Below are 13,836 nucleotides of genomic sequence, written 5' to 3'. Positions count from 1 at the left end.
GCAACCCCTTTTTTAAAGAAACGCCATTTTTTTTGCATCTTTCTTGTTTTTCCTTTTGAAACAAAGCGTTGCGTATTACATATTTCACCGAAGCGCTGATTTCCGCAGGATTATTTCGTTTACCAGCGCCGGCAGGTGGCGTTTGAATCACCATATATTGCGTTATCCACAAGCCTGTCCCCAGGAGTCCGCGATTCACCGGGCAATTCACCCCGATTCAGTGGGTGGATTCCAGTGAATCGCCGGCGATTCACCTGAGGATTCGTCCGGATGGTCAAAATTTCCGGCGAGTCGCTGTACGAATTCCGCTGAGTCGGGCTGCGATTCAGACAATGGGCCCCTTCTGCGCGCGATTCACAGTCAGGAATCACAGGCTCAGGCCGTCATGCTGTCGGTTTACGCCGCTTAAGGGGTAGCCGCAGACTCAGAAGAAGCAGAATCGCGCCCATGTAGATCAGTGGTTCAGCCTCCCAGACTTTCTGCACCATTATAAAGTGCAGCCCCCCGAGCAGCACAGCAGCATAGGTCAGCCGGTGCAGCTTCCGCCAGGCTGGCCCAAGCCGTCGCACGGACCAGTTGTTCGAGGTAACGGCCAGCGGGATCATCAGAACGAAGCCCAGCATGCCAATGGTAATGTAGGGCCGTTTGAGAATGTCATTCCAGATCTGGCTCAGGATGCCCACATCCAGCACAAGCCAGACAAGAAGATGCAGCGTGACATATATAAAGGCCAGCAGACCGAACATCCGGCGGAACTTCAGCAGATTGATCCCCGCATGCCGGCGCACGGGTGTGATCACCAGACTGAAGATCATCAGCTGCAGGGCAATCTCGCCCAGCTCATGTTCCAGCGCCTGAATCGGCTCGCGGCCCAGTCCTCCGGTCTGCGCCTGCCAGAGCAGCCAGGGCACCGGCAGCATATATAGTATATAGACAGGCCAGGTCGGGACCCGGCGGGCAAAGCCGTTGACAGTGTCCCGCCACGACGGCTTCACTTGCTGCGACGTCTTATGCTGATCAAGGGGCCGATCCATGTCACTCGCTCCACTCTTTCAGTCAGGTGCAGTGATCACGCTCCACGCGCTCGCCGCTCTGACAGCTCTGTTCATCGGAATAGCACAACTCTGGTTAAAGAAGGGAACGCGCCTGCACCGGGTGGCCGGTTATGTCTGGGTTGTCCTGCTTGGGTCGGTTGCGCTCAGCAGTTTCTGGATCCGGGACCTGCGTCTGATTGGCCCCTTCAGCCCGATCCATCTGTTATCCGTCTATACACTGGTCAATCTGGTTCTTGCGATCCGGGCCGCGCACCGGGGCGATATCGACAAGCACGCAAAGACGATGAAATCGATTTTCTGGCTGGCGCTCGTCGGGGCGGGTCTTTTCACCCTGCTGCCGGGACGGATCACGCATCAGGTTGTTTTCGGTCAGTAGAACTTTGTCAGATCCATGCCCGCATACATCGACGCCACCTCTTCTTCATATCCGTTGAACATCAGGGTCGGGATGCGCGGCGAGAACAGCCCGCCCCCGATCACCCGCTCTGTCGCCTGGGTCCACCGGGGATGGTCCACCTCCGGGTTTACGTTGGAATAGAACCCGTACTCGCGCGGCTGGAGCTGTTGCCAGGTGTTGACCGGTTGCTCATCCGTCAGGGTGATCCGCACAATCGACTTGATGGATTTGAACCCGTATTTCCACGGCACCACCAGACGCAGCGGGGCGCCGTTCTGTTTCGGGATATCACGGCCATAAATACCCGTGGCCATAATGGTCAGAGGATGCATCGCCTCATCAAGGCGCAACCCTTCGATATAAGGCCAGTCAATCCAGGTGGCCTTCTGCCCGTGCATCTCTTCGGGACGATACAGGGTTTCAAACCGGACATATCTCGCGCCGCTTTGGACGCCCGCCATGTTCAGCATGTCTGCCAGTTCAAAACCGTTCCAGGGGATCACCATTGACCAGGCTTCGACACAGCGGAAACGGTAAAGCCGTTCCTCGATGGTCATCGCTTTCATGATGTCCTCAAAAGCATAATCGCCCGGGTTATCGACCATCCCGTCGATCTTCACGCTCCAGGGGTCAATGGTCAGCGCATGGGCATAGCGTTTCGGATCACCCTTGTCGGTGCCGAACTCGTAGAAGTTATTGTACTCTGTGATGTCTTCCCAGGAATTGGGCTCCAGGTCTTCTGCGGCTGCAGCGCGGTTGCCCGCGGCGGCCAGACCAAGGCCTGCGGCAGCCGCGCCCATGAGCTGACGGCGGTTCAGGTATACCGCCTCATCTGTCACATCATTATCAGTCAGTCTGTTCTTCCAGCGGAAAGCCATTCAGTGCTCCGGTCAAATCTCGTTTCGATTGATGTAGAGGCCGCGCGGGCCACGTCCAAACCAATTTGCCTCACAATCCGGACAGCAGACTGTAACGAATGGCGTCAGAGGCCCAGCAGCGCCGGAAGTTCCGGCATGGCGTCAAAGACCGCATCACAGACCTCAAGCAGGGCAGCGCGGTCTGTCTGCGCAGCGAAACCCACTGTATACATGCCCGCCGCAACACCGGCGCGTGCGCCGTTCGGGCTGTCCTCGACGACCACGCAGCGATGCGGTGATACACCGGCTGCCTGAGCTGCGGCCAGATAGACATCCGGCGCCGGCTTGGGGTTCGGCACATCCTCACGCGACCACACCCGCCCGGCCAGCCGCCCGGCCAGCCCGGTCCGTTCCAGCGTGATCTCCATTTTGCGGTGCGGCCCGTTTGATCCAACCGCATAAAGGATACCGGCCGCGTCGAGTGCATCAAGAACGCCCGCTGCGCCGGGCACAATCTCGACGTCACGCTCGAGCACTTCAAAAATCTCTGCATATATATCGTCTACCCAGCTGTCCGGCAGGTCGGCACCAAGATCACAGGCTTTCTGCATAACCCCCGCGATTGTCCCGCCCAGAAAGAGCCCTGACACTTCTTCAGTACTGATATTGAGGCCATAACGGGCAAGTGAACGCCGGAGCACCCGATCAGTCAGCGGTTCGCTGTCTACCAGAACACCGTCACAGTCGAAAATTACCATCCCGGGTGGCATCTGCATCGCGGTATTCCTTTTGCTGCAGGTGCTGTGTGCCGCCATGCTCTGGTCCGCGTCAATCTATATCGGCCCGGATCACCGCGGATTCCGAAAAGATTCTGACATTTTCGTTATTTGAAACCAGAAAATCGCGCGGCTTAGGTCGCCGCTTTCTGCTGTCAAATCACCCAGGCGAAAAACCCCGGTGATCCGGAAGGCACCTGGCTGCGTTTCCCTCTCAATGCCAGACACGGCAGACAACAGTGTAGCAACAGACAGGAGAAACCATATGTTTCGCAAGACACTCATTACCCTGACCGCCGCAGCCGCCATCGCAGGCACAGCCGTCATCGCAGGCAGCGGCAAAAAGGACATTGTCGATACCGCCGTGAACGCGGGCACATTTGAAACACTCGTTGCAGCAGTCAGCGCCGCTGACCTCGTGGACACGCTCAAAAGTGAAGGACCGTTCACTGTCTTCGCCCCCACGGATGAGGCATTTGCCGCGCTGCCCGAAGGCACCGTCGAAACGCTGCTCAAGCCCGAAAACAAAGACCAGCTGATCGCCGTGCTGACATATCACGTGGTACCGGGCAAGGTCATGTCCACAGACCTGTCTGACGATATGACAGCCGCAACGGTTCAGGGCTCTGACATCACCATCGACCTCGACAATGGCGTAATGGTCAACGACGCCTCCGTTGTGACTGCCGACATTGAAACGTCCAACGGTGTGATCCACGTCATCGACGCCGTCATCCTGCCGCCGGAAGCCTAAGCTGAAGTGCCGCGCGCCGGGCCCCGGCAGGGCGCGCAACACCGCACAAAGCAGCGATCGGGTGATCAGCCCGTCGGCTGAAAACAAAAGCGGGCTTTGCCAGATCGTGCAAAGCCCGTTTTTTTGGTTTGCCTGCCTTCAGACCCTGCTGCGGCGACGCGCGGTAACGAGGCCGCCAATACCAGCCAGCAGTAACAACCCTGACGCAGGAACCGGAACTGGTGCAGGCGTTACATCCGTTATTTCGATAGTCAGAAGATTGAAATCAGACGCTGTGAAATCAAAGAAACCACTCAGCGTTGCAAGCGGAGCCAGAGAAGGGTCAGATCCGGGGGGCGCAAGGTCAATTCCGCCGCCGAAATCAAGCCCCAGAGCCTGTTGGACAGTGCCACCCTCAACGCCGCCTGCACTGATATCAGCACCCTGAACAAACGCGGCTCCGCCGTCCACGCTCAGGTCATTTGTCTCGGTCCCTGCATCAAAGATGTTATCTCCGCCGACAACGATTGTCTTCGGACCAAGAAAAGAACCATCGAGGCCAAAAATCTCGATCGGATCCAGGTTGGCAATAAACGTGTCGTTGGACGGCAGGATCATCGCGAGGAAGGTAAAGAACCGATCATCCAGCGGGTCAGCGATCTCCACAATTGTCGAACCTGCATCACCACCGACCTGGCCGGGGCCGATACCGGGCGAGAAAACCGGTCCCGGACCTGCGTTGCCAAAGACAGGTGCCGGTACGCCACCACCGCCTTCACGCGCCCGTTGCGCCGCAATCGTATCCGGGTCGCTTGCCGGGCCGAAACGTCCGGTTTCCGCCAGATCCTCGAGACCAACGGACGCGGTTTCACCGATGGTGACCGGGTCAAAATCGCCATTGTGGAAAGCGGTATAGAGCGGTGTGATAAAAAGGGGCGTAGTCCCGTTGTGTGTCACACTGATCTGCAGCGTGGTCGCGTTGGCCGCGGCGCTGAATGCCGCCAGTGACGTGGCAGCCAAAAGGGTTGTTGTGAGAAATCTGTGCATCATGCGCTCCCGGAACTGTTTTCTGTTTTTGGTGTAAAATCACTTACACTTGCGTGGTAGCAAACGCGCACTACACAACTGATACACGTCTAAGTGACTATGAACACAATAGATTCACGAACTGGTGATAGAGCAGGTTACTGTTCGTTACTCTGAAGCCGACAACGTCGCTGCAGTCACATGCGGCGTGGCGCAATGTGTCCTTTTGCAAAGAGCTCCTGTCGGTACATTACGTTGGTCCGCAAACGCGAGCGGAGTGCCTGTGCTTTGCAGTGTCCGCGCTTTGGGGCGACCGAAAGACCATCGGCAAAAACAGAAAAAGGCCCGCCGGAGCGGGCCTTTGGAGAACGTCACAAAAGAGCAGGATCAGTGGATCACCGCGTCATCCGGTTTGGGTCTGTTACTGGCCGCCACCCGGTCACCGATAATCAGTCCATCACTGCCCGCGCTGACCTGAATAGTCTCGCCGTCCTTCACGTCACCGGCCAGCAGCATCTCTGCCAGTGGGTTCTGCAGCGCGCGCTGGATCACACGTTTCAGCGGGCGGGCACCATAAACCGGGTCATAGCCCTCGTCCGCCAGCCATTTGCGGGCACCATCGTCCAGATCGAGCGTGATCTTGCGACCGGCAAGACGTTTGAGCAGACGCGCCATCTGGATGGTGACAATACCGTCCATATTATCACGGCTCAGCCGGTCAAAGATGATCGTTTCGTCCAGCCGGTTCAGGAATTCAGGCCGGAAATGCGCATTCACCGCATCCATCACATCCCGGTGCGCGTCTGAGGCATCGGCTCCGTCCGGCAGATGGCTCAGCGCCTGTGCCCCGAGATTTGACGTCAGGATGATCAGCGTCTGCTTGAAATCCACCGTCCGGCCCTGACCGTCGGTCAGCACCCCATCGTCGAGGACCTGCAGCAGCACGTTGAACACGTCCGGATGCGCCTTTTCGACCTCGTCGAACAGCACAACCTGATAGGGCCTGCGCCGCACCGCTTCGGTCAGCACACCGCCTTCGTCATAGCCGACATACCCGGGAGGCGCGCCGATCAGACGGGCGACCGCGTGTTTCTCCATGAACTCTGACATGTCGATGCGCACCATCGCGCTGTCGTCATCAAAGAGGAATTCGGCCACCGCTTTGGTCAGCTCGGTCTTGCCCACACCTGTCGGCCCGAGGAACAGGAACGAGCCCAGCGGCCGGTTCTCGTCGTTCAGACCCGCACGCGCACGGCGCACCGCATTGGCGACCGACCGGACGGCCCTGTCCTGACCGATAACACGGTTATGAAGCTGGTCTTCCATGCGCAGCAGCTTATCGCGCTCACCCTCCAGCATCCGGCCGGCGGGAATGCCCGTCCAGCGCTCAACAACGCTTGCGATCTGCTCAGGCCGCACCGCCTCTTCGACCATTACGTCACTGTCGTCGTGGTTTTCGGCTTCTTCGAGCTTTTTCTCCAGTTGCGGTATCACGCCATAAGACAGCTCACCCGCTTTGCCGAGGTTGCCCTCGCGCTTGGCGATCTCCAGCTCTGCGCGCGCATGATCAAGCTGCTCCTTGATATCGCGTGCACCCGCCAGTTTATCGCGTTCCGCCTGCCAGCGCGCTGTCATCTCGGCGCTTTGCTGCATCAGACCGGACAGCTCCTTTTCCAGACGCTCAAGCCGGTCCCTCGACGCGGCGTCGTCCTCTTTTTTCAACGCCTCGGCCTCGATCTGCAGCTGCATAATCTGGCGGTCCAGCGCGTCCAGTTCTTCGGGCTTGCTGTCAACCTCCATGCGCAGGCGGCTTGCCGCCTCATCCACAAGGTCGATCGCCTTGTCCGGCAGGAACCGATCGGTGATATAACGGTGGCTCAGCGTCGCCGCAGAGACCAGCGCACTGTCGGAAATGCGCACGCCGTGGTGCAACTCGTATTTCTCCTTGATACCGCGCAGAATACTGACCGTATCCTCGACCGTGGGCTCGAGGATCATTACAGGCTGGAACCGACGCGCGAGTGCTGCATCCTTCTCGACATACTTGCGATATTCATCCAGCGTCGTCGCACCCACACAGTGCAGCTCGCCCCGCGCCAGCGCAGGTTTGATGAGGTTCGCCGCATCCATTGCGCCATCGGTTTTGCCGGCGCCGACCAGCGTGTGCATCTCGTCGATGAACAGAATGATTTCGCCTGCCGCTTCGGTAACTTCGGTCAGCACGGCTTTCAGCCGCTCCTCAAACTCACCCCGGTATTTCGCGCCGGCGATCAGCGCGCCCATATCCAGCGCAAGCAGTTTTTTGTTGCGCAGTCCTTCCGGCACATCACCGTTAACAATGCGCAGGGCCAGGCCTTCGGCAATGGCGGTCTTACCCACACCAGGCTCACCGATCAGTACCGGGTTGTTCTTGGTCCGGCGGCTCAGAACCTGCATGGCGCGGCGAATTTCTTCGTCACGCCCGATGATCGGGTCAATTTTACCCGCCTCGGCCCGCTCCGTGAGGTCCATTGCGTATTTCTTCAGCGCGTCATAGCCGTCTTCGGCGGTCGCACTGTCAGCGGTGCGCCCCTTGCGCACGTCATTGATGGCCGAATTCAGCGCCTGAGCCGTAACGTCGCCCGTATCCAGTGCACTTTTTGCCCCCGACTTCACCATTGCCAGCGCCATCAGGAGGCGTTCGGCCGGTACAAAACTGTCGCCGGCTTTCTTTGCCAGCGCTTCGGCTTCGGCCAGAACCTTCTGGGTTGTATTATCCAGGTAGACCTGGGCTGCATCGCCGGTCACTTTGGGCATCTTTCCCAGCGTAAGCGCGAGTGCTTCACGCACACGCGCAGGTTTACCACCCGCCGCCTGAATCAGGTTTGATGCAAATCCCTGGTCGTCATCCAGCAATGCTTTGAGCAGATGCTCAGGCGCCAGCCGCTGATGGCTTTCGCGCGTTGCAATGGTCTGAGCGGCCTGAATGAAACCGCGTGACCGTTCCGTGAACCTGTTCAAGTCCATGGTCATTCTCCTTTGTACAAGCGCCCACCTGTCCGGCACCCGGCTTTGCGGCGTACCGGCCCCACGGGCCTCAGGTGTAATCTGGTGCTGCAGTCTGCCTGCTTCAAGACCGCCGACCCGCACCACAGAAAAGATCATGCAACAAAGACGCCGGGCGCACACTGATCCAGATCAGAAAAACAGGATGGGAAAGCCTGCGTTCCATTCCCCGTTACCCCGTACCGGACAGTCGCTAGAAATGTGATGTGGGGGCGCAAAACAGGTGACACGCAAATGAACACCAGCGCCAACAGTGTAACCAGTGGGCCTGTTTTGCCTGCCTGACATCGGATGGCGCACCGCGCGTATGGAAACAAGACCGCTTCCCCGGACCGTTTCCTGTGGTGCAGACAGCTGACTGACAGCTTACCCGGAACATGCTTCGGCGTGTTCCGGGTTTTTGCGCTGGCGCATAGACATTTTCCGCCCGCAGGCCTAATCACCTCGCAGGATTCCGGGGGACAGACAATGACAGATGACAGGTTGATCGTAGCACTCGATGTGCCGCATGCCGTTGCCGGGCTGGCGCTGGCCGAAAAGATCGGAGACGCCGTCAGTTTCTACAAAATCGGCCTTGGTATGCTTACCGGCGGGGGGCTGGCTCTGGCCAGCGAGCTCAGGCAGGAACATGGCAAGCGGATCTTTCTGGATCTGAAGCTCTTTGACATCGGTGCCACGGTCGAGGCTGCCGTGCGGGGTCTGGCACAGTTTGATCTCGATTTTCTGACAGTGCACGGTGACCCCCATGTTGTACGCGCAGCACGCGAGGGTGCCAGAGGATCGCAGACAAAGATTCTCGCGGTGACCATCCTGACATCGCTGGACCGGGCTGATCTTGATGCCGGGCTGATTGTGCCAGGCGACATCCCCGATCTGGTGCAGACGCGTGCCGCGCGCGCCTTCGAAGCCGGAGCGGACGGTGTTATCGCCTCACCCCGGGAAGCCGCACTGATCCGCTCATTGCCAGAGGCCGAAGGACGGCTCATTGTAACACCCGGCGTGCGGCCTGCAGGCGCCGATCTGGGGGACCAGAAACGAGTCGCAACACCTGCCCAGGCGGTTGCTGATGGCGCAGATCATATTGTGGTCGGCCGTCCCGTCTGGAAAGCAGAAGACCCGCGCACCGCCGCGCAGGCGATCGTGTCAGAGCTCAACAGTCCTCAGGCTCACAACCCAAATCGCTGATTTTCAATAACAATTCATAGTTGTACACAGCCTGTGGATGGATGAGGAATCACCCACCATTTTACTCAACAAACTGTGGCGGAAGCACAACAGACAACTGTATGTAGTCCGTTTCCCGCAAAAGACGCTCGGCGGATTCACCCTGTGGTGGTAAGTTGACGTAAGGTGATACTCCCCAACGGACCATGTCTTCCTGAGGTTCGTTACCTCCCCCCGCTTCAGGCAGCGGGGGGTTTTTCTGCCACAGATACGATGGGCAACCCGCATCACAACAGATACAGTTGTCGGTGTTCCTGTCCTGATCTGATGCAATTCACAGATGCCTGCTCTTTGCCGCGACTGCCTCACAGAATTTGAAACCGGCCGACGCTGTCCGGCCTGTGGCAGCCCGCGCGTGATTTCGCACCCCGAGCTGCGCGATCTTTCCATCGCCCATATGGACTGCGACGCCTTTTACGCATCGGTCGAAAAGCGGGACGATCCCTCCCTGCAGGACAAGCCAGTGATTATCGGCGGCGGCCGGCGCGGTGTCGTGTCCACTGCATGTTATGTGGCGCGCATCCGCGGCGTCCGTTCTGCCATGCCGATGTTTCAGGCGCTGAAGCTGTGCCCCGAGGCTGTGATCATCAGGCCGCGTATGGATGCCTATGTCGAGGTTTCCCGGGCGATACGGCAGATGATGGAAGAAATGACGCCCGACATCGAACCCCTGTCTCTTGATGAGGCATTTATGGACCTTTCAGGAACTGCGCGCCTGCATGGTGCGCCGCCCGCCGTTATGCTGGCCCGGCTGATCCGCCGGATGCGGACCGAGCTTGGCCTGACCGGCTCAATCGGCCTCAGCCACAATAAATTTCTGGCCAAGGTCGCGTCTGATCTGAACAAGCCGCATGGGTTTTCGGTGATTGGCAGAGCCGAAACCAGTGACTTCCTGCGTGACAAGCCTGTTCGCCTGATCTGGGGGGTGGGGCAGTCAGCCCAGGCATCGCTGGACAAGGCCGGAATCCGCACTTTTTCAGACCTGCTCCGGTGGGACCGGACCGATCTGGTCGCTCGTTTCGGGTCGATGGGCGACCGGCTCTGGCATCTTGCGCGTGGACAGGACAGCCGCCGCGTTTCCTCACATGCACCTATGAAGTCTATCTCCAATGAGACAACGTTTTCCGAAGACACCGCAGACCCGGATCTGCTCGATGGTCATCTCTGGCGTATGGCCGAGAAGGTTTCAGACCGCGCGAAGGCGAAAGGTCTCGCAGGCCGCGTGGTAACGCTGAAACTGAAACGCGCGGACCACTCCCTGCTCAGTCGACGCATCAGCCTGCGGGACGCGACGCAGATGGCCGACACCGTCTACAGAACAGCGCGCGGACTTTTTGACCAGGTCGGAGATGAGGGCCCTTACCGGCTGCTTGGCTGCGGGCTGTCAGACCTGATCGAAGATTCGGGCGCGGACCGCTCCGGAGACCTGCTGGACCCTGAAGCCCGCACCCGTACCGAAGCGGAACGGGCAACAGACAGTATCAGAGCCCGTTTCGGTCCGGATGCGATTCTCAAGGGGCGTGCGCTGCGCTGAGCCGGTTATTCTGCAGCAAGTGGCAGGCGGCCCTGCCCGATCTGAGCTACCTCGGCAATCACGCCCCGCAGCGCGGCGCGGACAGCCTCATAGTCACCGTTCGGCGTGATGGTCTGCTCGTTCATATAAAGCGACCGGTCAATCTCGATCTGTACTGCATGCTGTGCCCGGGAGGGGCGGCCATATGCCTGGGCGATATAGGCTCCGGCGAAGGGCGCATTACGCGCAACCGCAAAACCCGCGGAAATAAACGCGGCCTCGACCCGGTCCACGACATCGCCTGATGCTGCTGCCCCGAACCGATCGCCCAGCACAACCTCGGGCCGGCAGGAACTGGTACGTGCAATGCCTGCGACGGCCTCTCGTGGCATCGAATGGCAGTCAATCAGTACAGCCTGGCCAAAGCGGCGGTGTGCAGTGTCCAGTAACTCCTGCAACGTCGCATGATAGGGGTACCAGTACTCATCGAGCCGCTCTCTGGCTTCGCTGAGTGAAATCTTTCCGTTGTAAATCGCCCGACCATTCGCGACGACCCGGGGAATCACCCCGAGGCCGGAGGAGACCCGCGGATTATGCCCCTGCCGCCTGACACCGCTGATCAGAGCGGGGTCCAGTTCATCCGGACTTCGGTTCAGGTCCACAAAAGCACGGGGTGCGCCGGCACGCAGAAACGGTGAGCCGAATTCGGTCGCGCTTTCAAACAGATTGTCCACAAATGCGTCTTCTGAAGACCGGATCACATGGTTGTCCAGAACCGACCGCCGCATCATTGACCACGGATAATCCCGCCCGCTGTGAGGCGAGGCAAAGACAACACATGAGCTCAGATACTCAGGCTGAGAAATTTCAAAAGCGGCGGCAATCATTCGTATTCCTTCTCCCCGGAGCATAGCGCAAAAAATATGAAAGCCAAAAGCTCTTGATCCCTCTGGCGACTCCTTTTATAGACCCCGCTACCGGCGCGTATTTTCGCGCCCCATTTTTATTTGGGGCAAAGGATTCCGCATCGACATAGTGGGTGATTAGCTCAGCGGTAGAGCACTTCGTTGACATCGAAGGGGTCACTGGTTCGATCCCAGTATCGCCCACCACCTGTTTCACTGGCCCGGGTTTCCGGGCCGCCCGCAACCCGGCGCTGGCCCGCGCCACAACATGAGGAGAAGACCATGAAGGTTCGCAACTCGCTCCGCTCGCTCAAGAACCGGCACCGCGACTGCCGTGTTGTGCGCAGAAAAGGCCGCGTTTACGTGATCAATAAAACGCAGCGCCGGTTCAAAGCCCGCCAGGGCTGAACCGCTTTGCAGCACCTGCACAAGAGCCGCTCCTTCGGGGGCGGTTTTTTGTTTGCCTGTCACAAAACTTCGGTATCTGTAGTGCACCGCAAACCGGGTGACACCCAGGGAGACACCGCATGACTGTTCAGGCAGAAGTGGCCGCAGTGGCCGCAGCCAACAACCCCGTGCCGCCCAGCCGGCTGGGTCTGCGCTATAACGCCAGCGGCTTTCTGCCCGAAGCTGGCAATACCGTTGTCTGCCACCTCGACCGCAGCAATCCTGCACACAAGGCCGTACTGGCCGCCCGCGCAGCGATACAGGCACTGCCTGGTGCCGAAAACCTGCTGTTTACGCACGAAGACAGCCTGCATATGACCATCTTTGAGGGAGTCATCGAAACGCGCCGCTCGCCGGATGCCTGGCCCGACGGTATGGATGTTATGGCCCCGGTGGAAGAGATCAGCCTGAAACTCAAAGACCGCCTGACCGGTTTCACGCCGCCCCCGGCCTTTCAGGTCTCATTGACCGCTCTGCGCCCGGGCGGCCTCAACCTCGATGGCGCCACGCAGGCAGACCGGAAAGCCATGCGTGCCTGGCGTGACGCACTGACCGGGCCTTTTGGCTTTCGCCACAGCAACCATGACACCTATCGGTTCCATATGACGTTTGCCTATATCCTGGACTGGTTGCCGGATGATCTCGTACCCGCCTGGGAAGAAGCACTGCAGACCATCCAGGACGATCTGATCAGGGCCGCGCCGGTAATCCCGCTGGTGCCGCCAGCGTTCTGCAGCTTTGCGGACATGAATGCCTTTCCGGAAATTCTGGTACTGGGGAACTGACCCCGCAGGCTGCACTGACCACCCGCGCTCGGCGCCAGCGTACCGTCAGTCCTTGTACCAGCCCGCAAAGACAATATCTGCATTGCTGAGGTACAAATGCAGAAAGGCCGCCTGATGACCGACACCCCCGAATACACGCCACCGAAAGTCTGGACATGGGAAACCGAAAGCGGCGGCACCTTTGCCAGCATCAACCGCCCCATCGCCGGACCAACCCACGACAAAGATCTGCCGGTCGGAAAGCACCCGCTGCAACTCTACTCGCTGGCGACACCCAATGGAGTAAAGGTCACCGTTCTGCTCGAAGAACTGCTGGCGCTCGGCATCAGTGATGCTGAATATGACGCCTGGCTCATTAAAATCGGAGACGGCGACCAGTTTGGCAGCGGTTTTGTCGATGCGAACCCGAACTCCAAGATTCCCGCCCTTGTTGATCACAGCTTTGAGGTACCTCAGCGCGTGTTCGAATCCGGCGCCATCCTGCTGCACCTGGCGGAGCGCTTCGGGAAATTCATGCCAACAGAACCTGCGGCGCGGGCAGAAACCCTGTCCTGGCTTTTCTGGCAGATGGGCTCGGCACCCTATCTCGGCGGCGGTTTCGGCCACTTCTATGCCTATGCGCCCGAAAAATTCGAGTACCCGATCAACCGATTTGCGATGGAGACCAAACGGCAGCTCGATGTGCTCGACCGCCGGTTGGCAGACCACGAGTTCATCGCTGGCAACGAATACACCATCGCAGATATCGCTATCTGGTCATGGTACGGGCAACTGGTTCTGGGCCGGCTCTACAGCGCGGCTGAATTCCTCGATGTGGAGAGCTACAAAAACGTGATGCGCTGGGCCAGAGCAATCGATGCGCGGCCAGCCGTACAGCGCGGTCGCATGGTCAACCGAACGTTTGGCGAGCTCGAACTGCAGCTGCACGAGCGCCACGATGCCAGCGACTTTGAAACGCAGACACAGGACAAAATCGGCGAAACTGCCTGATCCGGCTGTATATTCTTCGGGGCGCCTGCAACCAGACCGGCTGCAGGCGTCCTTTTTCATAGTTTTTTTGTCAGGTATTACTT

At 59.0% G+C, this 13,836-nt stretch carries 14 protein-coding genes and 1 tRNA gene (1 of these 15 cut by a window edge); 8 read left to right on the top strand and 7 right to left on the bottom strand.

Features of this window, described 5'->3' with window-relative positions; genetic code table 11:
* Together Q0792_RS14060 and msrQ are read right to left on the bottom strand one after the other, a co-directional pair.
* Window positions 1–154, bottom strand: partial view of a hypothetical protein gene (locus tag Q0792_RS14060; RefSeq protein WP_298841718.1) — the start only. The gene continues 287 nt to the left of window position 1, outside the view; the window shows 154 of its 441 coding nt (coding positions 1–154); its start codon is at window positions 152–154; the stop codon falls past the left edge of the window.
* Window positions 155–383: 229 nt separating this feature from the next.
* Window positions 384–1,034 (bottom strand): protein-methionine-sulfoxide reductase heme-binding subunit MsrQ, encoded by a 651-nt coding sequence (gene msrQ / locus Q0792_RS14055; RefSeq protein ID WP_298841715.1) that lies wholly within the window; start codon window positions 1,032–1,034, stop codon window positions 384–386.
* On the opposite strand from msrQ, the gene Q0792_RS14050 reads away from it, so the two are divergent.
* The gene (locus Q0792_RS14050; protein ID WP_298841712.1) at window positions 1,033–1,431 is read left to right on the top strand and encodes a DUF2306 domain-containing protein; all 399 of its coding nucleotides are present in this window, start codon (window positions 1,033–1,035) and stop codon (window positions 1,429–1,431) included. The genes msrQ and Q0792_RS14050 overlap by 2 nt on opposite strands.
* Here the strand turns inward: Q0792_RS14050 and msrP are convergent.
* Together msrP and Q0792_RS14040 are read right to left on the bottom strand one after the other, a co-directional pair.
* Window positions 1,425–2,330, bottom strand: coding sequence for a protein-methionine-sulfoxide reductase catalytic subunit MsrP (msrP, locus tag Q0792_RS14045; RefSeq protein WP_298841710.1), 906 nt, complete (start codon window positions 2,328–2,330; stop codon window positions 1,425–1,427). The genes Q0792_RS14050 and msrP overlap by 7 nt on opposite strands.
* Before the next feature lie 104 nt (window positions 2,331–2,434).
* Window positions 2,435–3,085 carry an HAD family phosphatase gene (locus Q0792_RS14040; protein ID WP_298841707.1) on the bottom strand — a complete coding sequence of 217 codons (651 nt, stop codon included), beginning with the start codon at window positions 3,083–3,085 and terminating at the stop codon, window positions 2,435–2,437.
* A 265-nt stretch (window positions 3,086–3,350) separates the two neighbouring features.
* On the opposite strand from Q0792_RS14040, the gene Q0792_RS14035 reads away from it, so the two are divergent.
* Window positions 3,351–3,839: a fasciclin domain-containing protein gene (locus tag Q0792_RS14035; protein ID WP_298841704.1), complete on the top strand. Its 489-nt coding sequence runs from the start codon at window positions 3,351–3,353 to the stop codon at window positions 3,837–3,839.
* Between the two features lie 138 nt (window positions 3,840–3,977).
* Here the strand turns inward: Q0792_RS14035 and Q0792_RS14030 are convergent, their stop codons facing one another.
* Window positions 3,978–4,865 carry a spondin domain-containing protein gene (locus Q0792_RS14030; RefSeq protein WP_298841701.1) on the bottom strand — a complete coding sequence of 296 codons (888 nt, stop codon included), beginning with the start codon at window positions 4,863–4,865 and terminating at the stop codon, window positions 3,978–3,980.
* 366 nt (window positions 4,866–5,231) lie between these two features.
* Window positions 5,232–7,850, bottom strand: coding sequence for an ATP-dependent chaperone ClpB (gene clpB, locus Q0792_RS14025; protein ID WP_298841698.1), 2,619 nt, complete (start codon window positions 7,848–7,850; stop codon window positions 5,232–5,234).
* 507 nt (window positions 7,851–8,357) lie between these two features.
* Here clpB and pyrF point away from each other — a divergent pair.
* Together pyrF and Q0792_RS14015 are read left to right on the top strand one after the other, a co-directional pair.
* A complete protein-coding gene (gene pyrF / locus Q0792_RS14020; RefSeq protein WP_298841695.1) occupies window positions 8,358–9,074 on the top strand; it encodes an orotidine-5'-phosphate decarboxylase in 717 nt (238 codons plus the stop codon).
* A gap of 319 nt (window positions 9,075–9,393) precedes the next feature.
* Window positions 9,394–10,647, top strand: a complete 1,254-nt coding sequence (locus tag Q0792_RS14015; protein WP_298841693.1) for a DNA polymerase IV — start codon at window positions 9,394–9,396, stop codon at window positions 10,645–10,647.
* A gap of 5 nt (window positions 10,648–10,652) precedes the next feature.
* Here Q0792_RS14015 and Q0792_RS14010 read toward each other — a convergent pair whose 3' ends face one another.
* Window positions 10,653–11,513 (bottom strand): N-formylglutamate amidohydrolase, encoded by an 861-nt coding sequence (locus Q0792_RS14010; protein WP_298841691.1) that lies wholly within the window; start codon window positions 11,511–11,513, stop codon window positions 10,653–10,655.
* A 150-nt stretch (window positions 11,514–11,663) separates the two neighbouring features.
* On the opposite strand from Q0792_RS14010, the gene Q0792_RS14005 reads away from it, so the two are divergent.
* The 4 genes from Q0792_RS14005 to yghU all read left to right on the top strand — a co-directional run bounded on the left by Q0792_RS14005 (window position 11,664) and on the right by yghU (window position 13,753).
* Window positions 11,664–11,738 (top strand) — tRNA-Val (locus Q0792_RS14005).
* A gap of 75 nt (window positions 11,739–11,813) precedes the next feature.
* On the top strand, window positions 11,814–11,939 hold the full coding sequence (gene ykgO, locus Q0792_RS14000; RefSeq protein WP_005850168.1) for a type B 50S ribosomal protein L36: 126 nt from the start codon (window positions 11,814–11,816) through the stop codon (window positions 11,937–11,939).
* A gap of 119 nt (window positions 11,940–12,058) precedes the next feature.
* Window positions 12,059–12,763: a DUF1868 domain-containing protein gene (locus Q0792_RS13995; RefSeq protein ID WP_298841688.1), complete on the top strand. Its 705-nt coding sequence runs from the start codon at window positions 12,059–12,061 to the stop codon at window positions 12,761–12,763.
* 114 nt (window positions 12,764–12,877) lie between these two features.
* A complete protein-coding gene (yghU, locus tag Q0792_RS13990) occupies window positions 12,878–13,753 on the top strand; it encodes a glutathione-dependent disulfide-bond oxidoreductase (RefSeq protein ID WP_298841685.1) in 876 nt (291 codons plus the stop codon).
* Window positions 13,754–13,836 lie beyond the last annotated feature (83 nt).

The organism is uncultured Roseobacter sp. (assembly GCF_947495025.1).
Taxonomy (GTDB): Bacteria; Pseudomonadota; Alphaproteobacteria; order Rhodobacterales; family Rhodobacteraceae; genus Roseobacter.
Note: the sequence above shows the minus strand (reverse complement) of the source record. Positions and strands in the feature narration are given on the sequence as shown.

Bases quoted from the DNA above. Each gene is read 5' to 3' on its own strand.
- Q0792_RS14010 (WP_298841691.1), bottom strand. From the start codon at position 11,513: ATGATTGCCGCCGCTTTTGAAATTTCTCAGCCTGAGTATCTGAGCTCA.
- Q0792_RS14035 (WP_298841704.1), top strand. From the start codon at position 3,351: ATGTTTCGCAAGACACTCATTACCCTGACCGCCGCAGCCGCCATCGCA.
- Q0792_RS13995 (WP_298841688.1), top strand. From the start codon at position 12,059: ATGACTGTTCAGGCAGAAGTGGCCGCAGTGGCCGCAGCCAACAACCCC.
- Q0792_RS14050 (WP_298841712.1), top strand. From the start codon at position 1,033: ATGTCACTCGCTCCACTCTTTCAGTCAGGTGCAGTGATCACGCTCCAC.
- msrQ (WP_298841715.1), bottom strand. From the start codon at position 1,034: ATGGATCGGCCCCTTGATCAGCATAAGACGTCGCAGCAAGTGAAGCCG.
- yghU (WP_298841685.1), top strand. From the start codon at position 12,878: ATGACCGACACCCCCGAATACACGCCACCGAAAGTCTGGACATGGGAA.
- ykgO (WP_005850168.1), top strand. From the start codon at position 11,814: ATGAAGGTTCGCAACTCGCTCCGCTCGCTCAAGAACCGGCACCGCGAC.
- clpB (WP_298841698.1), bottom strand. From the start codon at position 7,850: ATGGACTTGAACAGGTTCACGGAACGGTCACGCGGTTTCATTCAGGCC.
- Q0792_RS14040 (WP_298841707.1), bottom strand. From the start codon at position 3,085: ATGCAGATGCCACCCGGGATGGTAATTTTCGACTGTGACGGTGTTCTG.
- msrP (WP_298841710.1), bottom strand. From the start codon at position 2,330: ATGGCTTTCCGCTGGAAGAACAGACTGACTGATAATGATGTGACAGAT.
- Q0792_RS14015 (WP_298841693.1), top strand. From the start codon at position 9,394: ATGCCTGCTCTTTGCCGCGACTGCCTCACAGAATTTGAAACCGGCCGA.
- pyrF (WP_298841695.1), top strand. From the start codon at position 8,358: ATGACAGATGACAGGTTGATCGTAGCACTCGATGTGCCGCATGCCGTT.
- Q0792_RS14030 (WP_298841701.1), bottom strand. From the start codon at position 4,865: ATGCACAGATTTCTCACAACAACCCTTTTGGCTGCCACGTCACTGGCG.